This is a genomic window from Enterococcus sp. DIV0756, from assembly GCF_051710745.1.
In the GTDB taxonomy this organism is placed as follows: Bacteria; Bacillota; Bacilli; order Lactobacillales; family Enterococcaceae; genus Enterococcus_A.
The window spans coordinates 2,147,296-2,167,856 of the sequence record NZ_JBIOLF010000001.1 but is presented as its reverse complement, the minus strand read 5'-3'; the positions used below and the strand labels follow the sequence as shown (position 1 = coordinate 2,167,856).

The following is a 20,561-nucleotide window of genomic DNA, read 5'->3' as shown; positions in this document are numbered from 1 at the left end:
CTCCTTTTTTATAAGAACATTTGTTTAAGACTATTTCCATACCTGAATAAATGGTATAATGGGAAGGCGGTTTTGTCACCTATTTTCTATTAATTTGATGGGAGAAATAACAATGCTAGGGATCAGTGCTTGTTTAGGCGGCATAGCTTGTCGTTATGATGGTGGATCAAATGAAATTCCAGAGTTGAAAAAGCTAGTTGATACGAATCAAGCAATCATGCTTTGTCCAGAAGTGTTGGGCGGATTACCTACACCACGACATCCTGCTGAGATACAGGGCGGTGATGGTTTCGATGTGTGGGAAGGACGAGCAAGAGTTCTAGATAAAGAAGGCAATGATTTGACAGAAGCCTTTAAACAAGGAGCGATCAAGGCCTTTGAGGAAATGCTAAAGCTGAAGATTTCGGGCTTAATTTTAAAAGAGAGAAGTCCCTCTTGTGGCAGCGGCTTGATCTATGATGGCAGCTTTTCCGGTACTCGGATCAAAGGAATGGGCGTGGCAACAGCATATTTTATTCAACAAGGCTTACCCGTTTACTCTGAAGAAAATTGGCAGGAAATGAGGATAACGTAATGGAGATCGAAAAAACGAATCGCATGAATGCGTTGTTTGAATTTTACGCGACGCTATTAACTGAGAAGCAAATGAATTATATGGAGTTATACTACGCCGATGATTTTTCTTTGGGAGAAATTGCTGAGGAATATCAAGTGAGTCGTCAGGCGGTTTATGATAATATCAAAAGAACAGAAAAAATATTAGAGGATTACGAGTGTAAACTCCATTTGTTCTCTGATTATATTGTAAGAGAAGAGCAATTAGATAAACTGGCACTGTACGTGACCGAGCATTATCCCAAGGATGAGTTTTTAGCCGAAACGATTACCGGCCTACAAGATTTAGATGAATAGAAAGGAAAATAAGCAATGGCATTTGAAAGTTTGACGCAGCGCCTACAAGCTGCGATGGGGAAACTACGTAAAAAAGGAAAGGTTACCGAAGCTGATATTACTGAAATGATGCGAGAAATTCGTCTCGCTTTATTAGAGGCCGATGTTAACTTGCAGGTTGTGAAGCAATTTACCAAAGAAGTGCGGACACGTGCTTTGGGTGTAGAAGTCTTGGATAGCCTAACTCCAGCTCAACAAATTGTTAAGATTGTGGATGAAGAATTAACCAAAACATTAGGATCTGAAGCAGTTGGAATTGAGAAATCACCAAAAATCCCAACAGTTATCATGATGGCAGGTTTACAGGGGGCAGGTAAAACAACCTTTGCCGGAAAACTTGCTAATCAATTGATCAAAAATGAAAAAGCCCGTCCATTAATGATCGCAGGAGACGTTTACCGTCCAGCGGCTATCGACCAATTAAAAGTATTGGGCCAACAATTAGATGTGCCTGTCTTTGATATGGGAACAGAAGTCAGTCCTGTTGAGATCGTTCGTCAAGGGATGGAAAAAGCCCGTGAAAATAAAAATGATTATGTGCTGATCGATACGGCAGGTCGTTTGCATATTGATGAAGCGTTAATGGATGAGTTAAAACAAATCAAAGAAATTGCCCAACCAAATGAAATTCTATTAGTTGTTGATGCGATGACGGGGCAAGATGCGGTAAACGTGGCCCAAAGCTTTAACGAACAATTAGGAATTACTGGGGTCGTGATTACTAAATTGGATGGTGACACTCGTGGTGGTGCGGCACTTTCAATCCGTGCTGTGACGGGAGCACCAATCAAATTTATCGGTTCTGGTGAAAAACTAACCGACCTAGAAGTCTTCCATCCAGATCGGATGTCTAGCCGAATCTTAGGTATGGGTGACATGTTGACGCTGATCGAAAAAGCCCAGCAAGATTACGATGAAAAGAAAGCGGAAGAACTTGCTCGTAAGATGAAGGAAAACAGCTTTGATTTCAATGATTTCATTGAGCAGCTGGACCAAGTGATGGGCATGGGACCAATCGAAGATTTACTGAAGATGATTCCAGGGATGAGTCAAATGCCCGGGATTGAAAATGTCAAGGTTGATCCAAAGGATGTCGAACGTAAAAAAGCGATGGTTTATTCCATGACTCCCGCTGAGCGTGAAAACCCAGACTTATTAAATCCTAGCCGTCGTCGGCGGATCGCTGCTGGTTCAGGAAACTCAGTTGTCGAAGTCAATCGCATGATCAAACAATTCAAAGAATCCCGGAAGATGATGCAACAAATGAGTAAAGGCAGCATGCCTGCTGGAATGGACCAAATGTTTGGCAATGGCATCAAAGGAAAAATGGGTAAGATGGCAATGAACCGGATGGTCAAGAAAAACAAGAAGAGAAAAAAGAAACGCAAATAATAACAGAAAAAATAGCGTCTGTCTCGAGTTGAGATAGACGCTATTTTTGCGATTTTTATTCCTTATGTTCATTCGAAGAGAAGAGTTATAAAGAGAAGGTCCATTTTTCTCGTTTAAGAGAACTAATTACAAAAAGAAACGCCAATGATACAGGAAAAAGACGCCGGCAAGACTCAAAACGAGATAAATCTGCGGTTCTCGTTTTGAGAAAGACTGGATTTCTTTCGGGGTTTTATCGAATAATTTGCGATAAAGCAGCCAAATTAGGAAACCGACAAATGTGCCTAACGTGTTCATTAATAAATCATCAATATCAGTTGCTCGACGATTAAACAATTGGAGCAGTTCGATCATCAATGAAAATTGGAAGCCCAATAAAACTGTCGCCGCAAGTTTGCGACACTGTTTCCAAATTAATGGCAATAAAAAGCCTAACGGTATAAACATGATGATATTCAAAAAATTCAACATACCAACGCCTGATTGAAAGGGAACCAGATTGATTTCCTCGGGACGAATCAATTCTGGATAGCTTAAAAGGTCCTCCAATGTACCAACACCGGTCACATCAATCACTAAATAGAGATAAAACAAGAAAATAAAGCGCCAAAGCATTGATGAAATGAAAATTTTCTCCTGTTTCTTTCTCAGTGAAAAATATTGATAAATCAGACAAGGTAGAAAGACACATCCGATTCGATAAAGAGAAAATAAAATATCTAAAGCAATCATAGAATCACCTCGTTTGATGATTGAACTTGTTAAGAGTCTTTGATAAATGTTTCGTCACTTCGCCGAAAAACAGTACAAGACCGCAGATTCCGGCAACTATTATAGTAACTAGGACAGTTGATAGAATCGGTTGGCTAATCGACATTTTAATTCCACCCATTCGGTTGGTTAAAAATATCATCCAAGGATTAAAGAAATTAAAAATAAGGACAAAGGAAGTAAACAGCGTCATCATTCCCCAAATCGGCCAGCGTGATTTTTTATGAAGCAAATAGGCATTGTCGTTCTCTAATGATAATGTCTGGAATTTTTGATAGGCCCAAAAAATCAAAAGCAGACCAACAACTACTAAAATACAATTCACCAACATATTGCCACCATTTTTTCCAACAGAGTCAACAAATAAAGTTCTTGGTAATAAGGAATGATTTGACCCTTTTAGTAAGGTCAAAATGTCACTTAGTGAATAGATCGCATTTGGCAGCCAACTCCTCAAAAAGAGAAATACCAATAAGGTCAAGGGGCCAAAAAATACATTTCCAACCATAGACCCAATAAAAGCACTTGCACAAAATAGAAAGAAGAGTAATGAAAAATGACTAATTACGGAAGTAACTAATTGTCCTAAGGTCGCATTCATATACGGTGCTGGAATCAGTGCATGGATCAGCAAGGCATACACAAACTGACTAATCAGGGTCGCCAATAAAAAAGGAAGAGCGACATAGAGGATTTTACTCTGAAATAGAATCTTTCGTGTGCATCCTAATGAAAAAAGATAGTGATTGAAAGCTGTTTTTTGATCAATAAAGAAGAGCAGGAATCCTAGTAAGGGAACGAGTAGCAATAAAGCACCATTAAAATAGGTTGAAAAATTTGAATAATAAAAATTTTTCTCAGAATAATTTGAGGCTCCAAGTGTTTCAAAGTCGTCTGAATTGGAGTGATAAAATTTCAGTTGAGCTTTTTGAAACTGGTGATAAGAAGTATAGTGAACATTTTCTTCCATTTTTTCATCCCAATAGGTGATTTCATCGCGATTTTTTTCAAAGTTTTCTTTAGCATGAGGTTCATGATAAATCATTTTCCATTGATTATTTTCAGTTAAGGCGTTAAACACACCCACACCAATCACCAGTAGACACGCGGCGATCAATACTTTCTTATAACGCTCGAACATAATAGCACGGATCATTTCAAAATCTCCTTTCTACGTGGTTTTAAGTTGGCTTCGAAAAGATCTTCTAAAGTTAAAGGCAATTCTTCATATACTAACGGATCAAATTCTTTGATGGCTGCTTCTAGTTCTATTGTGAAATTTTCGAACACAACAGTAACGACACGACCTTGAAAATCCAGCATTTTAGAATTTTCTTTGATTATCATAGGGACTTTTTTTGTTTTAAAGACCAACTGAAGTTTTTTCGCTGTTTCTCGCATATCTTCCAAACAGTAGTCTTTGATGATCGATTGGTCTTTTAGCAGCAATACACGATCAATCAAATTTTCTAGCTCCAGTAAGTTGTGAGAAGAGATCAATGCCGTACAAGAATTTTCGCTTAAATGGCTCATCAGTAAACCAATCACTTCTTTTTTCACGATAATGTCTAAGCCATCAAAAGGTTCGTCTAATAATAAATATTGCGCATTAGAGCACACAGCTAAAATAATTTGAAATAATGCTTGCTGCCCTTTAGAAAGTTGGCGGTAATTTTTATTTAATGGAAGATCATGCATTCCTACTAATTTTTCAAATGAGACAAAATCGAATTTTGGATAGGCTAGTTGATAGAATCTCGCAATTTTTTTAAGAGTATAGAGACGGAAAAAGTTTTCTTTTTCGTCAATAAAAAAGATTTTCTGTTTTAATTCTGGTTGCTGATAAATCGATGTTTGATCGATCAATATATCTCCTCTATCTGGTAAATATTGTCCAGCAATCACGCGCAATAAGGTGGTCTTTCCAGAACCATTTCGACCAACTAAACCAACGATTTCATTATCAAATAATTGAAAGTCGATACTTTTAAGAATGGACTGACTCTCAATCGTTTTAGTTAAATTTTTAATCCTCATAGGGGTTAACCTCCCAAGTTTTTTCTGCTTCTTTGATCCAATCGAACAATTCTTCTTGGGTAATCTGTAAATGTCGCGCTTCGATGACTAAATCATTCAGAGTGTCTTTCAGTTCTTTGACACGGATTTCATCTCTAGGTGTTTCTTCAATCCCTCGTACAAAAGTGCCTTTGCCTTTGACCGTGACTAAAACTTTTTCCGTTTCCAAAACCTTATAGGCTTTACCGATGGTGTTCGGGTTTATTAATAGCTGTTTAGCCATTTCTCTAACAGAAGGAATTTTGTCACCTGGTTGTAAAATGCCCTGTAAGATATCTTCTTTGATTCCTAATACTAATTGCTCGTAGTAGGCCCGACTGCTATTTTTATCGATACGAACCATTCACTCACCTCCGTGTCTCTGTGTGTACTAGTATACATAGTGCACTTTGGTTAAGCAATGACTTTTTTTCAATTTCTGGTATACTAAAGGGGAGCGTATGTTCGTTTTTTAAAATCTAAAAGCAGGAGTGATGAGGATGTATCGGTGTCAATGGTCAGGAAATAATGAAAATATGCAGGTGTATCATGATACGGTATGGGGAACGCCAGAATACGATGATCAACGTCTTTTTCGAAAGTTGGTTTTGGATATGAATCAGGCCGGATTAAGCTGGCAAACGATTTTGAATAAGATGGATAATTTTGACAACGCCTATGAACAATTTGAGATTGAAAAGGTTGCAGCGTTTGATGAAGCAAAGATCGAGTCTTTGATGCAGGATGCAGGAATTATTCGGAATCGTCGGAAAATCGAAGCCGCGATTAACAATGCACAAAAAATATTAGAGATGCGAGCTGAAGGTGTCGATTTCTCTGATTATTTGTGGGGCTTTACAAATCACCAGGTAGTGGATAATAAGATTAAGGATGCTTCCGAAGTACCTGCTAAAACGGAATTATCAGATCAAATTGCGAAAGATTTAAAGAAACGTGGGTTTAAATTTGTCGGCAGTACAACCATTTATGCATTTTTACAGGCAGTTGGGATTGTAAACGATCATGAGACGGCGTGTTTTCGCCATGAAGAGCTTAATGCTTTGAAGTGAGAATGCTTTAAACAAGCAAGGAAATTGTATCTGTCTAGTCATTGATAGAATAAATAAGGAAAGAGGTGACAGCGGATGGCACGTGCAGTATTTTACGGAGCGATGAGTTTAGATGGGTATTTAGCAGATAAGGAAGATGGTTTAGATTGGTTGTATCATCAAGAAGGTGGCGAATTAGTCCCTTATGATGCTTTTTATCAAACGATTGATTATACAATGATGGGACGAAGAACCTATGAAGTAGTAAAACGTGATGCACAGTTAGGAATTCTTTATCCGGAAAAAGAAAATTTTATCTTTAGTCACTCGGATATTGCTGTGGATGACAATCTGCAAGTAGTCAGTGAAAATCCTGTAACTTTCATTCAAACTTTACCAGCCGATAAAACGATTTGGGTGGTAGGTGGTGGTGCGCTATTGCAGCCGGTGATTGAAGCTGGCTTAATTGAAGAGTGGTGGATTCAAATTGTACCAATACTATTAGGCGAGGGCATTCCGCTTTTCTTACCACAAACCAACCAACAAAAACTAAAGTTGATCGAAACAGAACAGTTCGGTCAGTTTGCGCAATTGCACTTAAAGCAAGCTTGATGGAAAACTCCTTTACAAAATAAAAGCGAACGCTCCTATTCCTTTCCGATTGGAAAGAGTAGGAGCGTTTTGCCTTAATACTCGTTTTTATCGATTTCGCTTGCAGCAGCTTCAAACTTTGCTTGACAAGGTAGGACTTTCTTTTCTTTTTCGGGAAAGGTTTGATCATAGGCTTCTAGTCCAGTCGGATCAGGATACATTCCTTCTGAGAAGAAAACATGCCCACTAAGTTGTTCAAGTGCGCCGTCTTTTAATGGTAAAGCCATTATACCAGTATAAAACTTTCCGTCGGGCATGGAAATGTTATATTTCTTCGTCCCGATAAATCCATAAGTATGGTAATGATAAGGGAACCCACCAATTACAATCGCTTGATATCCCAAGCGCTTTGCTTCAGCAATAGAATGTTCAATCAGCTTTCTACCATAACCTTGTCGGTGATATTCAGGCGCGATACTAACAGGACCAAAAGAAATTACGGGATATTCATTGCCATCTGCGTCAACAATTTTCGCCTTACTATAAAAAATACTGCCGATAATCTTTCCATCCAATTCAATGACAAAGGTCAGTTCTGGAATAAAATCGGGATGCTTACGTAGCGTGTGTGCAAGGTAATGTTCCTCAGCACCAGGTGTGTATAAATTCCAAAAAGCATCACGCGTGATTTCTTCGACCGTTCGATAATCTTTTTCTTCTTCGAGTCTGATAGTAATAGTCAACTAATTCTCTCCAATCTGATTTTTAATTAAGTATAGCACAGGAAGAGACATAAAAATGAACGAAAAAAACTGTAGACAGCATCCATTGAAGGAATGATATCTACAGTCTTCTGAATGAAACTATTTAACTAATTTGTTAAAGAATTCGATATACTTATCTGTGATTGTTTTAAAGAATTCAACGGTGCCATCAGCGATATGTCCGTCATTGTCGACTAAGTTCATAATGCCGCCGATGTAAGCTTCTGGTTGTTGCAAAGTAGGAACATCTAGGAAAACCAATGATTGACGTAATGCATGATTTGCACCAAAACCGCCAGGGCCACCAGGGGATACAGTCACAACTAAACCAGGTTTACCACCCCAAACACTGCTGCCCATTGGACGAGAACCAACATCTAACGCATTTTTCAACGCTGCTGGAACAGAACGGTTATACTCTGGAGTAACGAAGAATAATCCATCGACGCTATTTACGTCGTTACGGAAACGTGTCCAAGCTTCAGGAACAGAGCCTTCCACTTCAAGATCTTCATTGTAAAATGGAAGATCGCCAATTTCAATAAATTTTGCTTCAAAGCCATCAGGCAGTAATTCTGCAAATTGTTTTGCTACAATTTTGTTGTAAGAATCTTTACGCAGACTGCCGACTAAAATACCGATTGTTTTTGTCATCATAATTCCTCCTAAATTCGATCATTGAGATCGCTGTTGTTATCTACATTTATTATCTTACAAAAAATAAGTAAAAGACGCAAAAGATATGCTCCAAAAGAAAAATAGAGCTGTAAAGAAAAAACTCTTTACAGCTAGCTAAAAGCGTGTTAGACTACATCTTGTGATTAATTATATGGAGGTGTAGTTATACAATGGCAGTTAAAATTCGCTTGAAACGTATGGGTTCTAAAAAGAAACCTTTCTACCGTATCGTTGTTGCTGATTCTCGTTCTCCTCGTGATGGACGTTTTATCGAAACTGTGGGTACTTACAATCCTTTGAAAAACCCTGCAGAAGTCGTATTAAAAGAAGAAAATGTTTTAGACTGGTTACAAAAAGGTGCACAACCTTCTGATACCGTTCGTAACATTCTTTCTAAAGAAGGCATCATGCAAAAACACCACGACGCTAAATTCGCTAAGAAGTAAGGTGATCAATTATGCAAGATTTAACTAACCTTGTGTTGACCATTGTGCACCCGTTGGTGACAAAGCCTGAAGAAGTGAAGTTAGAGATTGAAGAATCCAAAGAATTTTTTGAGTACAACTTAACTGTTGCACCAGAAGATATCGGCAGAATTATCGGAAAACAAGGTCGAGTAGCAAAAGCGATCCGTACGATCGTGTATAGTGTTCGAACAAATGGACCGAAAAAAGTTCGTCTCAACATCGTGGATGGTAAATAAAGTAAGGACACTCGAGTCAGTTTGATTCGAGTGTTTTTTCATTAGAAGTACGGTAAACTGAGGATGGAGGTGTTCCATCATGAAAAAATATTTTATTATATTAGGCGCATTGTTTGTTCTATCGGCATGTAATTCAGGAAATAATGATTCAAAAGATAGCACGACGAAATCGACTGCTGCTGCCACTGAGAAAACCAGTACAGTGAGTTCGGGAAAAAGCGATTCACGTACGGATTCGTCAGATACTTCAGGCACGAAGACTACAACGAGTTCATCTGGCACAGATTCCACTCATGGCAATCATGGGATGGCGGCTATTGATGAATTGAAGGCTAATTATCCCAATGATAGCTTTCCTGATCCGTCAACCATCAGCGGCGGGAAGAAAATTGGGATCAGCGCTTCTGAAGAGCAAGGGCTTTTGAAGGTTAACTATTACGTTGTAAATGAAGAAACTCCCTTTAACGATCAGTCTTTGAATACGCAGACACCTATTGCACAATTTCATCGCCGTACCTTTGATTCGAAAGAAACGGCTCAAAATGAAGTTGGACAAACGTATGATCCAAATGGTCAGCAGGTTGATTTAGGGCATACTATCACTGGTTATCGAAGTGCTGGTGCGGGTTCTAGTTTTATTATGTGGAAAGAGGGCAATTGGAGCTTAGCTGTACAGGCAAATAATCTTGAACAAGAAGATCCGGTTCCATTAGCCAAACAAACTGTTGAGTATTTAGAGGAAGCTTTCTTGCCAGTTCCGCAGGATGTCGGACAAATCTCATTGCGGGTAGCAAAAGGCGATTATCAAGCCAATCGTGTGGTTTGGCAAGATAATCAAACAGTCTATACAATCATGAATGCTGACTCAATGAGCGCCCTGAAGATGGCTGTCTCAATGGCAAAATAAAAAGAAACAGAAAGAGGAAACTACGTGACTAATTATTATAAAGTTGGAAAAATCGTCAACACTCACGGAATTCGTGGCGAGGTCCGCGTGATTTCTACAACTGATTTTACGGAGGAACGTTATCAAGTTGGAGAACAGCTTTTTCTATTCCGCGATAAGCAGGATGTTCTTCCGCTAACGATTGCAAGTTATCGTCGGCATAAAAATTTTGATTTACTTAGCTTTGAAGGCTATCCCAATATCAATGACGTCGAACCTTTTCGCGATGGTATTTTGAAAATCTCGGAAAAACAACTGAGTGAATTAGGGGATCATGAGTACTACTATCATGAGATTATCGGGTTAACAGTTGTGGATGAGAAGGAGCAAGAAATCGGTATGATTACTGAAATTTTATCTCCTGGAGCGAATGATGTTTGGGTAGTTAAACGCAAAGGAAAAAAAGACGCCTTGATTCCTTACATCGAATCAGTAGTCAAAGAGATTGATTTGACCGAAGGCACTGTACATGTGGAAATTCCAGAAGGGTTGTTGGACGATGCGGATTGATGTGCTGACACTTTTTCCAAAAATGATTGAAGGCCCTTTAGGAGAATCGATTATTGGTAAAGCGATTGAGAAAGAGTTGTTGGAGATCAAGGTCCATGATTTTCGAGACTATTCGAATAATAAACATATGCAAGTAGATGACTATCCTTACGGTGGTGGTGCTGGCATGCTGTTGAAGGTGCAACCTATCCATGACAATTTAAAAGCCATCGAAGCAGAAACCGGTAATCAAAAAAAACGTGTGATCTTACTAGATCCTGCAGGAAAACCCTTCAACCAAAAAATGGCGGAAGAGTTTTCACAAGAGGACCAATTAGTTTTTATTTGCGGACATTATGAAGGCTACGATGAACGTATCCGTTCATTAGTGACGGATGAAGTTTCATTAGGGGATTACGTCTTGACTGGCGGTGAATTGGGAGCTGTGGTAATGATTGATGCGACTGTCCGCTTATTACCGGAAGTATTGGGTAACCAAACGTCGGCCCAAACGGATTCTCATTCAACCGGGTTGTTGGAACATCCGCAATATACTCGTCCTGCTGAATTCGAGGGAATGAAGGTTCCGGAGGTTCTGATGAATGGCAACCATCGTTTAATTGAGGAGTGGCAACTGAAAGAATCCTTAAGGCGAACGTATCTACGTCGCCCTGATATGCTGGAAAAAGTAGATTTAACACCCGAAATGGAAAAGCTTTTAGCAGAAATAAAACAAGAAGAACAATAGTGAATGAAAAGTCCTTGATCAAAAGGGCTTTTTTTTCTGTTTTTCATAATATACATTCAGCTAAAATTAAGTGAGAAAGAAGAGTTTTTTATAGGACTATTGAAAAATAGTTTATCTGCTATACAGGCTGGTTTATTGATCTATCAAGTGTGTTACGATGCGTAACCTAGTTGTCACAAAGAGTTTCTTTTCAAGAGTATTTGAATGATTGTATGATGAAAGTAGTAAAAAATGGGAGGAGAGCAAATGTTAAGTGGGAAAAAAATCAAGCGATTGCGGACAGAACAACATTTATCACAAAAAGAGTTGGCTGAGAAATTAGAAGTTTCTAGACAAGCAATTGCCAAATGGGAAACCAATCGCGGTATACCAGATATTGAAAATTTAAAACGAATTGCTCAGGTTTTTGATGTGAGTATCGATTATTTAGTCAATGACGAAGAATCGATTGAAAATCATTTGATCAAAATTCCTATTGAGTATTCAAGCTACACTATGCCAAAGGGAAATGCTTTATTAGAAGATCAAATTGTATTAGAGAAATTTCCAAATGCAGAAACGATTTGTGAACTGTATCGAAAAAGGAAATTGACAAAAAAAGAAAAGATTGTTGATTTTTTCTTGCTTCCCGGAATTCATGAAGTAGAAGATCATTGGCGAGATTCTAGTAAATACTATTTAGTGAAAGAAAAAGAAATCAATTACTTAGTTAATATCACGAAAGAAGAGTTTCTTAGTCGCCGATTGGAGATAGATATTAGTGAAGGTACATTTGATGTAGCAGAGAATCAATTTATAAAAACACGGAGAAAATTGAAATAATCCCGTACTGACAAGAATTTTATCTTTACAGATAGATATTCCTCTGTTAGAATATTCAGGTGAGTGTAAAGCTCATCTATTATACGATATTCCGCTGGGACAAGGGGTCCTATGAATGTTTGGAATAAGGAGAATGATAAAAATGAATCCATTGATTCAAGAACTAACTCAAGAACAATTACGTACTGATATCCCAGCATTCCGTCCTGGGGACACTGTTCGTGTTCACGCGAAAGTTGTCGAAGGAACTCGCGAACGTATCCAGTTATTCGAAGGCGTTGTTATCAAACGTCGTGGAGCTGGCATCAGCGAAACTTATACTGTACGTAAAATCTCTAACGGTGTGGGTGTGGAACGTACTTTCCCATTACATACACCACGTGTTGCCAAAATCGAAGTAGTCCGTTATGGTAAAGTGCGTCGTGCGAAACTTTATTATCTACGTGCATTACACGGAAAAGCAGCTCGTATCAAAGAAATTAGGAGATAAGCTTTCTGAGATTCTTTATCGAAGTGATAACTGCGAAAGTCCTTGGTATCAAGGGCTTTTTCTTTTTGCTCTTTTGACGAAATAATCAGTTTTTGGTGCTTTTTTTCCTATATTTTCCCTGATTTCCCCAAATTGACGACATGTGTCGTCAAACGTGGGGTAAATTAAGTCGCATCACTGACGACATTTTTAATCTGGAAAATACCAAAACGATTACCGAATTGTGCAGCTATGAGGTTGGGCTTGCACTTGTCCGGTAGAAATACCATTTCACTTATCACGGGCGACCAAATGGAGCAATAGCGCGGTTTCTACAAAACTTCGAGAGGATGTTCTAGATGAAATCAACTGATAAAAGAATAGTTTGGAAAGAAAAAAATGATTTAGAATTGCTTGTACTATTAAATAGTTTCATCACTAAGTACGATATTAAGACAGTAAGAGATTATCAAACGAAAATGCGTGAAGATACCATGAAAGTGCCGAGTTTATGGTTAATTAATAAGCGTTTCGGTTCTTGGGACAAAATGCTTTTGAGTTTAGGTATGAAAACTTACGAAAGATATAAATGGGATTCTTATAATGATAGTGAACTTAAAAAGATCGTTTCAGATTTTGTCACAGACAATAATATTCGTTCTCAAAGGAAATATGAAAAAATAAGTGGTGGAAAAAATCTACCTAGTCTTTCGACTTTAAAAAAAAGATTTGAAGATATTTCCTTCTTCTTTAAAATCGAACACGAAGAAAATATGAACACATTCCAATTACTGACTTTACTAAAGGAAGAAATAGAGAGACTTGAATTAGAATCATCACTTTCAAGAACTTCATTTGAGAAGTTGTACGACAATTCGAAAATCCCCTCTCCATCAACCATTGTCAGAAAAACTGGGAAATCATGGGAAGAATTAATGGAGATACTCGGATTCAATTATAGAGAAATGAAGGTAAAACGAATCTCAAAAAACTTAAAACAAAATGCGTAATGATTTCTGAGCTAGAATAAAATTTCTAGCTCTTTTTTTATTCCAAACTATAAAACTTGTGAAAGTCTTCAAAATGAGCCGCTCAAAGTCATATTTATGGAGCTGATTTATGAAGACGAAAATACGATCTCCTACTGATAATGAAGAGTTAAGGTATTTAAACTTTAGAATGGGAGAAAAGAAATGAATAAAACTCTGCAAACAGCAGCTACAATCTTTAGTCTTATGACAATTGTAGCTGCTTTTTTAATTACCCCCATCACTGCATTAGCTGCTACAGTGACAGACGTACCAGTTGCAAATTATACGACAACTTGGCATCTTGCTCGCTTCGGTGGTTTGCATTGGACAGACGATTCTGTATTTATGAAAAGGGTTGATGGCATTACTGCTTTTTGTATTGAGCATGGCGTAGACTTGACTCCGGGTAGTGGTTTTGAACCATCAGAACTTACCATAGCTGAAAGGGATAAATTATCACTTATCGCTTACTACGGTTATCAAACAAATCCAACTGCTTTGAACTATACGGTTGTTCAACATATGGTTTGGGAAGAGTTAGGAGATCAGCTTCTTACTACAAATGTTCCAAACTACGCTGGATTAAAAAACGAAATTTTATCAAAAGTGAGTAGACACAATGCTAAACCATCTTTTGATGGACAAACTATCGAATTAAATGTAGGTGATTCCATCACTTTAACGGATAGCGCTGGAGTATTGAGTAAGTATCAACATTTAGTTGAAAATAGCGCAAACCTACAAGTGGAGAAAAATGGAAATACGTTGAAGCTGACGGCAAAAGCTGATTCGAAAGAAAATGGAAAGATCGGATATAGTATCGCAAGCAATGAAAATATCGGTCAAAGCTTTGTCTACCAAAAGGGTTCTCAACAAAAAGTAGCCACTTTCAAATTAGCGAATGGCGGTTCTTTCAATCTTAATATCAAAGTAAATTTGAATGGACATGTGAAGGCTAAAAAAATTGATCAAGACTCTGGTCAAGCCTTACCTAACGCTAAACTAAAATTTGAATATGCAGGACAAACAAAAGAAATCGTGACTGACGGCGACGGAATTGCACAAGTCAATGATATCAAAGCTGGCACGAAAGTAAGAATCACTGAAGTAACTGCTCCTAACGGTTACGTGAATAAAGGTGAATTAAAAGAAGTAGTCATTGAACCTAACAAAACTATCGAAGTGATCTTGAACAATAAAGAACAATTAGGACAGGTAAACTTGACTAAAGTAGGTCGTGAGTACGGTTCTAACATGTTTAACCAGTACTATAAATTGAACGGTGCCGTATATGGCGTGTATACCCTTGATGGAATAAGAATCGGAGGTATGACGACCAATTCTGAGGGGAAAGCGAGCTTAGGTAATCTTAAGCTAGGTTCGTATTATGCTTTAGAAGAAAAAGCACCAGAAGGTTATGTGTTAAACCCTGAAAAAATTAACTTTGAGCTAAAATATGCTGGTCAATCCGTTGAAATCTCTCATACGGATATTAAAGCAACTGACAATGAGCAAAAAGGAGCAGCCATTCTCCGAAAAGAAGATGAAAAAACAGGAGAAAAACCACAGGGCGCAGCTACGCTTGATGGGGCTGTTTATGAGTTAAGACGCGCCGCGAATGATGCGTTGATTGCTACTGTCACCACCAAGGATAATGAAGCGAAAGTTGAAAACATTCCACTGGATGATTATTACTGGATTGAAAAAACAGCACCAGAGGGCTATCAATTGGATCAAACAAAACTACCTTTCAAAATTTCTTATGCTGGACAAACTGTAGCAGTAGCTACCCAACGCACAATTGCGAAAGAAAAAGTAATTACTGGTGGTTTCGATTTAATTAAATTTGGTAACTACGATTGGAAGAACAAGGATAAGGAAAAAATCAAACCTCTTGAGGGTGTCGAGTTTACTGTTACAAGTGATACGACTAAACAAGTTGTTGCAAATGGTAAAACAGATGTGGAGGGTTACTTGAAATTCACTGATCTTCCTTATGACACTTATACAGTAGAAGAAACTAAGACACCCGAAGGATACAAACCTGTTGAAAAATTCAAAGTGACTGTCAAAACGCAAAATGAAACACATCACTACGCACTTGAAAACAAGGTAATTGAAGAAAAATTAAAAGTAGTCAAGGTGGATGAAGAAACAGGAAAAACAATTCCACGAAGTGACGCGGCTTTCAAAATCAAAGATTTGCAGACGAAGAATTTTGTCACTATGCCTAATCTGAATGACGAAGGAACAACAGATACTTTTTTAACGAATGAGAAAGGCTTTTTAATTCTTTCAGAAGCTTTATCCTACGGAAAATATGAATTAATCGAAGTCCAAGCACCAGCAGGATATGTTTTAGCAAAAGAACCTATTCCGTTCAAAGTCGATGGCTCTCATGGTGGGTTGATTGAAATCGAGTTTAAGGATAAATCTCAAAAAGGTGTTGCCTTTCTAACCAAACATGTCAAAACACCTCTTGGCGTTGAGAAAAAGGATTCAGAATATGGGGACATGTATGAATTTATTTTTGATGACAAAACAATAGGTGACGTTACTTTTGATATTGAAGCTACCGAAGACATTGTTACTAACGATGGTACCGTTCGGGCTAAAAAAGGTGAAGTTGTCGCAACGATGACAACGGATGAAAAAGGCGAATTCATGACACCAGAGCTTTATTTGGGTAAATATCAAGCGATTGAGAAAAGCGCTCCAAATGGCTTGGTTATTGACGACACACCGATTCCATTCGAACTTAAGTATGTCGGTCAACTAGTTGAATTGACTTCTACAACTTTAACTGTTCAAAATGATTTCCAATCACTTCTAATCAAGCTTTATAAAAATCAAGAAGGGATTAACGGTTGGGAAAATAATCTTCCTACTATCATCTGGAACGAAGGAAAAGGGCAAGTATTCGGGATTTTCACTAGAAATGAACAAATATTAAGCGATGAAATTTCCGTGCCAGCAAATGCTTTAGTATCTTTTGCTAAAGTGGAAAATGGTGTTGCCACATTTGAGATTCAATTGCCCGAAGGTGACTACTATTTGAAAGAACTAGATGCAGGTGAGTCACATATTCTTGATGAAACTGAGTACGATTTCACTTTTGAAGCAAAAGACAATAAAAAGGTTCAAGAGATTGGTGTTTGGGAAGATCGAGTACTTTATGGAACTAAGCAAATTAATTCTAAGATAGCTCGAACTGCAATTGTTAATGAATTGCACTTAAATGAGTTCAAGTTCAAAAAAATCAATGAGCGTGCAACATTGAAAGAGAATGGTTACTTATTCGAGTACAAAGACAATGCCAAAGATGCGTTATTTACTCTCGAAGATGAAAAAGGCGAGGTCATTCAAACGATTACAATCAATAAAGATTCAATCGGAATCGTAGAAAATCTTCCTGTAGGAACTTTCTACTTGAAAGAAACAAAAACTTCTAGCGATCAGTTTGTTTTATCTAATCAAATCATTAAAATTGTCTCTACTAAAGAAGGTGTCAAAGCCTTTGATGAAAAAGACAATGAATTGTTAAATGACAAAGAAGATACGATTCTTTTTGAAGTGAAGAACAATCTAATCAAAGGTTCTTTTGAACTGACTAAAAAGGATATCAGCACTGGTGAATTACTACCAAATACAGGTATTCAGATTTTAGATGCAGATAAAAACGTTATTGTAGAAGGTCGCACAGATGAAAAAGGTGTGTTTACTTTTGAAAAACTTCCAAAAGGCAAGTATTTCTTCAAAGAATTTGATGCACCAGAAGGTTATTTACTAGATGATTCTCTGCATGAATTTGAGATCAAAGAAAATGGCGAAATCGTCAAATGCGAAATGACAAATAGGAAGAAGGAATTACCAGAAGTGAAAGTGGAAAGCAATAAGTCATTACCTCAAACAGGAGAAGAATCTTCTCTAATCTTAATGGCATTAGGAGTAAGTTTAGTAGCAATCACAGGTACATTGTATTGGTTTAAAAAGAAACGGTCAATTGGATAAATGCATCTCACACAACTAAATATGACGCTGGAAACCTCAGATTCCCCAATCATCAAAATGGTTGGGGAATTTGTGTTAGATCATGAGCTTGTCATAAAAAACGTTTGCCTTTGTCAAAACAAATATGGGAACTACTATCTGAAATTTCCTGAGAGTGAGGGTAATAGAGTGAGTCATCCAATTAAAAATGATTTTTATGATTATTTGCTATCGGCAACTTTAGCTGAATACGATAAAAAGCGTTCAATCCTTGGGAGGAAGACAGATGAAAAGAAGGATTGGAAGATTATATGAGATTGAATTTTCAGATGAACAATCAATTAAGGCTGAATTGGAAGACATTTTGAAAGATTCAGCTGATTTATTAAAGGAAACAAGAAAAGCATTGCAAACGGCTGCTTATGCAACAGAAGACAGACGGCGATTAGCGAAAAGATTATTCAATGAGAAAAAGGCTGTTCATATACAAGAAAATGATCTGTTATGGGCTTATTTTTCTCCAAAAATGACTAGAAATAATCAAACCAAGTTTCGAAGTTTTTATGTGAGAAAAGTAACCCATGAAAAAAATAGAATCGTTTTATTCGTCCGATTTGCCTATGAAAAAAATAAACGATGGTTTGATTTAGAAAAATGATAAAGCGAGGAACCTAATATGGATTTAAAACAAATTATTCCAAATATGGAAAAAACATTCGGCACGTTAGAATTCGCCGGTGAAGCTTCTGTTCTAACACGAAGAGAAGATGGGCGTGAGAAAGTGATTTCTCGTACGTATAATTTATACTCTTCTATTCAAAAAGCTGATTCGATTCAAGTAATCATTCCAGCGATTGCAGGGGCCATTGATTTGCCCTATGAAACGAAAGTGAAATTGATTGAACCTAGAATTACAGCTGAAGGATATCGAATTGGGGACAGTGGGTTTACGAATTATGTATTGTCTGCAGATACTATTGTAAAAGCCTAAAGAAAGAAGGTGATTATTTATGAGATTAGCTGAAGGAATTGTAGTCGATAATAAAAAAACTTTTGGAACTTTAAAGTTTTCCGCTTTGCGTCGCGAAGTTTTTGAACGAGGAGACGATGGAGAAGTCACTGAAGTTGTCAAAGAACGAACATATGATTTAAAAAGTTCTGGTCAACAACAGATGATACAGGTCAGCGTACCATCCACTGTATCTCTAAAAGAGTTCTCTTATAATGAAGAAGTCGTGTTAGTTGATCCAGTTATTGATACAGTTGCGAATGCCAATTTTCGAGGTGCCGATGTGGATTGGTACATTAAGTGTGCAGATATCTTGCCTGCAAAAAAATTAACTACAAACCAAAACGAACACCAAAATAAATAAGATGAAGGGAAAAGAGAGAGCCTATTTGTTTGGGCGCTCTCTTTACTAGATAATGAGAAAATTAACTATTATTTGGTTTGATCAGTTTTTAGATGATTATAGACGTTATACAAAAACGGAATTTCAGAGAAGTGAATCCGATATTCTAGAGAAATTTGGTGAATTAGAGTCAGATATTGAAGTCTTTATTATTTCTGTAGGAGAAGAGCTCACTATTGATGGTAAAGGACGTATGTTTCGTTTTTATCGTGTAAACGATGATTACCAAGATGCGATGCAATACGATGGTTGGATGGATGTCTAATTGGCTTCAACGTTTGAACCCCATTCATCACATCAAAATTAGAGGAAAACGAATTCGTCCAAAAGATAAAAACTTAGTGTTCACTTCCTTTTTCTGGATTCTTTTTCCATTTTTTTGTGGGATATTGTTTGCTGTCTACCAAGAGAAGATTTTAGCATTCTGGAGGAGCACTGATCCAGTATTGGAACGAATGAGTCAAACGATACAACAAATGGACTGGTTAAAATTGGGATTTGTTAGTTTGTTTTCCATTTTGGGATGTCTTAGTATGGCATATTGTTTGATGGTGATTTTTCCTGACTGGTATCGACAACAAAAACATCGTCAAAAAATTACTAGAATGATTTTACAGAACCATTGGTATGAGATTGAAACCGTTCAGCGAGAAGGTTTCTTTAAAGATTTATCATCCAATCAATCAAAAGAAAGAATTACTTACTTCCCAAAAGTGTTTTACAAAATGGTTGATGGTTATTTGATTATTTCAGTTGAGATTTCTTTAAATAGTTATCAAGATCAATTATTACACTTAGAAAAGAAACTTGAAAGTGGTTTGTATTGTGAGTTGGTTGAAAAGGAACTCGAAGACTCTTTTGTTGTTTACACATTATTGTATGACACCATTTCCAATCGTATCAGTATTTCTGATGTTGAAGCTAGGAATGGTAGCCTACGCTTGATGAAAAATGTTTATTGGAGCTATGATTCACTACCGCATATGTTGATCGCTGGTGGAACCGGCGGAGGAAAATCTTATTTTATCTTGACTTTGATTGAGACGTTATTACGTACAAATGCAGAGCTTTACATTCTTGATCCAAAAAATTCTGACTTAGCTGATTTGTCTGTAGTACTACCGAATGTATATTTTCGAAAAGAAGAGATGCTACGAGCTCTTAATGAGTTCTATGAAAAAATGATGGCACGCACTGAGACCATGAAACAAATGGAAGGATATAAAACTGGAGAAAACTATGCTTATTTAGGTTTGCAGCCATACTTCTTAATTTTCGATGAATACGTGGCTTTTATGGATATGATTGGTCGAGAGAATACAGAAGTCATGAGTAAAATTAAGCAAATTGTCATGTTGGGGCGTCAAATGGGATTTTTCATTATTTTGTCCTGCCAGCGACCAGATGCTAAATATCTTGGTGATGGAATTCGAGATCAGTTTATGTTTCGTGTTGCATTAGGGAGGATGAGTGAACTCGGGTACGGTATGATGTTCGGCGAAACGAATAAAGATTTTTTTCAAAAGAGAATTCGAGGTAGAGGTTATGTGGATTCTGGAAATAGTGTGATCAGCGAATTTTATACACCATTAGTACCAAAGGATTATGATTTTATTGCAAAGATGAACACTATCAATAATAATAAAGTTAAGTAGTTTACTGTTCGAAATAACTAAAAAAATTTTAGACGACAAACAAAT

25 protein-coding genes are annotated in these 20,561 nt (G+C 37.3%); 19 read left to right on the top strand and 6 right to left on the bottom strand.

Annotated features, from left to right (window positions below):
• Nucleotides 1–112 precede the first annotated feature (112 nt).
• The 3 genes from IGI44_RS10525 to ffh are packed head-to-tail and all read left to right on the top strand — an operon-like array spanning nt 113 to nt 2,343.
• Nucleotides 113–574: a DUF523 domain-containing protein gene (locus IGI44_RS10525; RefSeq protein ID WP_438787686.1), complete on the top strand. Its 462-nt coding sequence runs from the start codon at nt 113–115 to the stop codon at nt 572–574.
• A complete protein-coding gene (locus IGI44_RS10520; protein WP_438787685.1) occupies nt 574–912 on the top strand; it encodes a putative DNA-binding protein in 339 nt (112 codons plus the stop codon). The genes IGI44_RS10525 and IGI44_RS10520 overlap by 1 nt, the downstream gene beginning before the upstream one ends.
• 15 nt (nt 913–927) lie before the next feature.
• Nucleotides 928–2,343, top strand: a complete 1,416-nt coding sequence (ffh, locus tag IGI44_RS10515) for a signal recognition particle protein (RefSeq protein ID WP_438787684.1) — start codon at nt 928–930, stop codon at nt 2,341–2,343.
• A 126-nt stretch (nt 2,344–2,469) separates the two neighbouring features.
• On the opposite strand, the gene IGI44_RS10510 is transcribed toward ffh, so the two are convergent.
• The 4 genes from IGI44_RS10510 to IGI44_RS10495 are packed head-to-tail and all read right to left on the bottom strand — an operon-like array spanning nt 2,470 to nt 5,533.
• The gene (locus IGI44_RS10510) at nt 2,470–3,075 is read right to left on the bottom strand and encodes a VanZ family protein (RefSeq protein ID WP_438787683.1); all 606 of its coding nucleotides are present in this window, start codon (nt 3,073–3,075) and stop codon (nt 2,470–2,472) included.
• A 4-nt stretch (nt 3,076–3,079) separates the two neighbouring features.
• The gene (locus IGI44_RS10505; protein WP_438787682.1) at nt 3,080–4,270 is read right to left on the bottom strand and encodes an ABC transporter permease; all 1,191 of its coding nucleotides are present in this window, start codon (nt 4,268–4,270) and stop codon (nt 3,080–3,082) included.
• A complete protein-coding gene (locus IGI44_RS10500) occupies nt 4,267–5,151 on the bottom strand; it encodes an ATP-binding cassette domain-containing protein (protein ID WP_438787681.1) in 885 nt (294 codons plus the stop codon). The genes IGI44_RS10505 and IGI44_RS10500 overlap by 4 nt, the downstream gene beginning before the upstream one ends.
• Complete coding sequence (locus IGI44_RS10495) at nt 5,141–5,533, bottom strand: GntR family transcriptional regulator (protein ID WP_438787680.1); 393 nt, start codon at nt 5,531–5,533, stop codon at nt 5,141–5,143. The genes IGI44_RS10500 and IGI44_RS10495 overlap by 11 nt, the downstream gene beginning before the upstream one ends.
• Nucleotides 5,534–5,669: 136 nt before the next feature.
• Here IGI44_RS10495 and IGI44_RS10490 point away from each other — a divergent pair, with 136 nt between their 5' ends.
• Nucleotides 5,670–6,239: a DNA-3-methyladenine glycosylase I gene (locus IGI44_RS10490; RefSeq protein WP_438787679.1), complete on the top strand. Its 570-nt coding sequence runs from the start codon at nt 5,670–5,672 to the stop codon at nt 6,237–6,239.
• A gap of 75 nt (nt 6,240–6,314) precedes the next feature.
• The gene (locus IGI44_RS10485) at nt 6,315–6,830 is read left to right on the top strand and encodes a dihydrofolate reductase family protein (RefSeq protein ID WP_438787678.1); all 516 of its coding nucleotides are present in this window, start codon (nt 6,315–6,317) and stop codon (nt 6,828–6,830) included.
• Between the two features lie 74 nt (nt 6,831–6,904).
• On the opposite strand, the gene IGI44_RS10480 is transcribed toward IGI44_RS10485, so the two are convergent.
• Nucleotides 6,905–7,552, bottom strand: a complete 648-nt coding sequence (locus tag IGI44_RS10480; RefSeq protein ID WP_438787677.1) for a GNAT family N-acetyltransferase — start codon at nt 7,550–7,552, stop codon at nt 6,905–6,907.
• A 120-nt stretch (nt 7,553–7,672) separates the two neighbouring features.
• Complete coding sequence (locus tag IGI44_RS10475) at nt 7,673–8,227, bottom strand: NADPH-dependent FMN reductase (RefSeq protein ID WP_016180740.1); 555 nt, start codon at nt 8,225–8,227, stop codon at nt 7,673–7,675.
• A 194-nt stretch (nt 8,228–8,421) separates the two neighbouring features.
• Here IGI44_RS10475 and rpsP point away from each other — a divergent pair, with 194 nt between their 5' ends.
• The 14 genes from rpsP (at nt 8,422) to IGI44_RS10405 (ending at nt 20,516) form a co-directional block, all read left to right on the top strand.
• Nucleotides 8,422–8,697: a 30S ribosomal protein S16 gene (gene rpsP / locus IGI44_RS10470; RefSeq protein ID WP_137619621.1), complete on the top strand. Its 276-nt coding sequence runs from the start codon at nt 8,422–8,424 to the stop codon at nt 8,695–8,697.
• An 11-nt stretch (nt 8,698–8,708) separates the two neighbouring features.
• Nucleotides 8,709–8,954: a KH domain-containing protein gene (locus tag IGI44_RS10465; RefSeq protein ID WP_438787676.1), complete on the top strand. Its 246-nt coding sequence runs from the start codon at nt 8,709–8,711 to the stop codon at nt 8,952–8,954.
• Nucleotides 8,955–9,033: 79 nt separating this feature from the next.
• The gene (locus IGI44_RS10460) at nt 9,034–9,861 is read left to right on the top strand and encodes a membrane lipoprotein lipid attachment site-containing protein (protein WP_438787675.1); all 828 of its coding nucleotides are present in this window, start codon (nt 9,034–9,036) and stop codon (nt 9,859–9,861) included.
• 24 nt (nt 9,862–9,885) lie between these two features.
• Nucleotides 9,886–10,410, top strand: a complete 525-nt coding sequence (rimM, locus tag IGI44_RS10455; RefSeq protein WP_438787674.1) for a ribosome maturation factor RimM — start codon at nt 9,886–9,888, stop codon at nt 10,408–10,410.
• Nucleotides 10,400–11,137, top strand: coding sequence for a tRNA (guanosine(37)-N1)-methyltransferase TrmD (trmD, locus tag IGI44_RS10450; RefSeq protein WP_438788970.1), 738 nt, complete (start codon nt 10,400–10,402; stop codon nt 11,135–11,137). The genes rimM and trmD overlap by 11 nt, the downstream gene beginning before the upstream one ends.
• A gap of 246 nt (nt 11,138–11,383) precedes the next feature.
• A complete protein-coding gene (locus tag IGI44_RS10445) occupies nt 11,384–11,959 on the top strand; it encodes a helix-turn-helix domain-containing protein (protein WP_438787673.1) in 576 nt (191 codons plus the stop codon).
• A gap of 142 nt (nt 11,960–12,101) precedes the next feature.
• Nucleotides 12,102–12,449 (top strand): 50S ribosomal protein L19, encoded by a 348-nt coding sequence (gene rplS / locus IGI44_RS10440; protein WP_010746105.1) that lies wholly within the window; start codon nt 12,102–12,104, stop codon nt 12,447–12,449.
• Nucleotides 12,450–12,787: 338 nt separating this feature from the next.
• On the top strand, nt 12,788–13,438 hold the full coding sequence (locus tag IGI44_RS10435) for a hypothetical protein (RefSeq protein WP_438787672.1): 651 nt from the start codon (nt 12,788–12,790) through the stop codon (nt 13,436–13,438).
• 183 nt (nt 13,439–13,621) lie between these two features.
• Complete coding sequence (locus IGI44_RS10430) at nt 13,622–17,470, top strand: SpaA isopeptide-forming pilin-related protein (RefSeq protein WP_438787671.1); 3,849 nt, start codon at nt 13,622–13,624, stop codon at nt 17,468–17,470.
• A gap of 265 nt (nt 17,471–17,735) precedes the next feature.
• Nucleotides 17,736–18,107, top strand: coding sequence for a hypothetical protein (locus IGI44_RS10425; RefSeq protein WP_438787670.1), 372 nt, complete (start codon nt 17,736–17,738; stop codon nt 18,105–18,107).
• Between the two features lie 18 nt (nt 18,108–18,125).
• Nucleotides 18,126–18,440 (top strand): YdcP family protein, encoded by a 315-nt coding sequence (locus IGI44_RS10420; RefSeq protein ID WP_438787669.1) that lies wholly within the window; start codon nt 18,126–18,128, stop codon nt 18,438–18,440.
• A 19-nt stretch (nt 18,441–18,459) separates the two neighbouring features.
• On the top strand, nt 18,460–18,822 hold the full coding sequence (locus IGI44_RS10415; protein WP_438787668.1) for a YdcP family protein: 363 nt from the start codon (nt 18,460–18,462) through the stop codon (nt 18,820–18,822).
• Nucleotides 18,823–18,874: 52 nt separating this feature from the next.
• Entirely contained in the window at nt 18,875–19,126 is a 252-nt protein-coding gene (locus IGI44_RS10410; RefSeq protein WP_438787667.1) for a hypothetical protein, read from the top strand.
• A 31-nt stretch (nt 19,127–19,157) separates the two neighbouring features.
• Entirely contained in the window at nt 19,158–20,516 is a 1,359-nt protein-coding gene (locus tag IGI44_RS10405; protein ID WP_438788968.1) for an FtsK/SpoIIIE domain-containing protein, read from the top strand.
• Nucleotides 20,517–20,561: the final 45 nt, after the last annotated feature.

Coding starts and splice junctions, on each gene's coding strand:
- IGI44_RS10465 (WP_438787676.1), top strand. CDS start 8,709: ATGCAAGATTTAACTAACCTTGTGTTGACCATTGTGCACCCGTTGGTG.
- IGI44_RS10460 (WP_438787675.1), top strand. CDS start 9,034: ATGAAAAAATATTTTATTATATTAGGCGCATTGTTTGTTCTATCGGCA.
- IGI44_RS10520 (WP_438787685.1), top strand. CDS start 574: ATGGAGATCGAAAAAACGAATCGCATGAATGCGTTGTTTGAATTTTAC.
- IGI44_RS10490 (WP_438787679.1), top strand. CDS start 5,670: ATGTATCGGTGTCAATGGTCAGGAAATAATGAAAATATGCAGGTGTAT.
- IGI44_RS10430 (WP_438787671.1), top strand. CDS start 13,622: ATGAATAAAACTCTGCAAACAGCAGCTACAATCTTTAGTCTTATGACA.
- trmD (WP_438788970.1), top strand. CDS start 10,400: ATGCGGATTGATGTGCTGACACTTTTTCCAAAAATGATTGAAGGCCCT.
- rplS (WP_010746105.1), top strand. CDS start 12,102: ATGAATCCATTGATTCAAGAACTAACTCAAGAACAATTACGTACTGAT.
- IGI44_RS10435 (WP_438787672.1), top strand. CDS start 12,788: ATGAAATCAACTGATAAAAGAATAGTTTGGAAAGAAAAAAATGATTTA.
- IGI44_RS10415 (WP_438787668.1), top strand. CDS start 18,460: ATGAGATTAGCTGAAGGAATTGTAGTCGATAATAAAAAAACTTTTGGA.
- IGI44_RS10410 (WP_438787667.1), top strand. CDS start 18,875: ATGAGAAAATTAACTATTATTTGGTTTGATCAGTTTTTAGATGATTAT.
- IGI44_RS10525 (WP_438787686.1), top strand. CDS start 113: ATGCTAGGGATCAGTGCTTGTTTAGGCGGCATAGCTTGTCGTTATGAT.
- IGI44_RS10475 (WP_016180740.1), bottom strand. CDS start 8,227: ATGACAAAAACAATCGGTATTTTAGTCGGCAGTCTGCGTAAAGATTCT.
- IGI44_RS10500 (WP_438787681.1), bottom strand. CDS start 5,151: ATGAGGATTAAAAATTTAACTAAAACGATTGAGAGTCAGTCCATTCTT.
- ffh (WP_438787684.1), top strand. CDS start 928: ATGGCATTTGAAAGTTTGACGCAGCGCCTACAAGCTGCGATGGGGAAA.
- IGI44_RS10505 (WP_438787682.1), bottom strand. CDS start 4,270: ATGATCCGTGCTATTATGTTCGAGCGTTATAAGAAAGTATTGATCGCC.
- IGI44_RS10510 (WP_438787683.1), bottom strand. CDS start 3,075: ATGATTGCTTTAGATATTTTATTTTCTCTTTATCGAATCGGATGTGTC.
- IGI44_RS10485 (WP_438787678.1), top strand. CDS start 6,315: ATGGCACGTGCAGTATTTTACGGAGCGATGAGTTTAGATGGGTATTTA.
- IGI44_RS10495 (WP_438787680.1), bottom strand. CDS start 5,533: ATGGTTCGTATCGATAAAAATAGCAGTCGGGCCTACTACGAGCAATTA.
- IGI44_RS10445 (WP_438787673.1), top strand. CDS start 11,384: ATGTTAAGTGGGAAAAAAATCAAGCGATTGCGGACAGAACAACATTTA.
- IGI44_RS10425 (WP_438787670.1), top strand. CDS start 17,736: ATGAAAAGAAGGATTGGAAGATTATATGAGATTGAATTTTCAGATGAA.
- rpsP (WP_137619621.1), top strand. CDS start 8,422: ATGGCAGTTAAAATTCGCTTGAAACGTATGGGTTCTAAAAAGAAACCT.
- IGI44_RS10420 (WP_438787669.1), top strand. CDS start 18,126: ATGGATTTAAAACAAATTATTCCAAATATGGAAAAAACATTCGGCACG.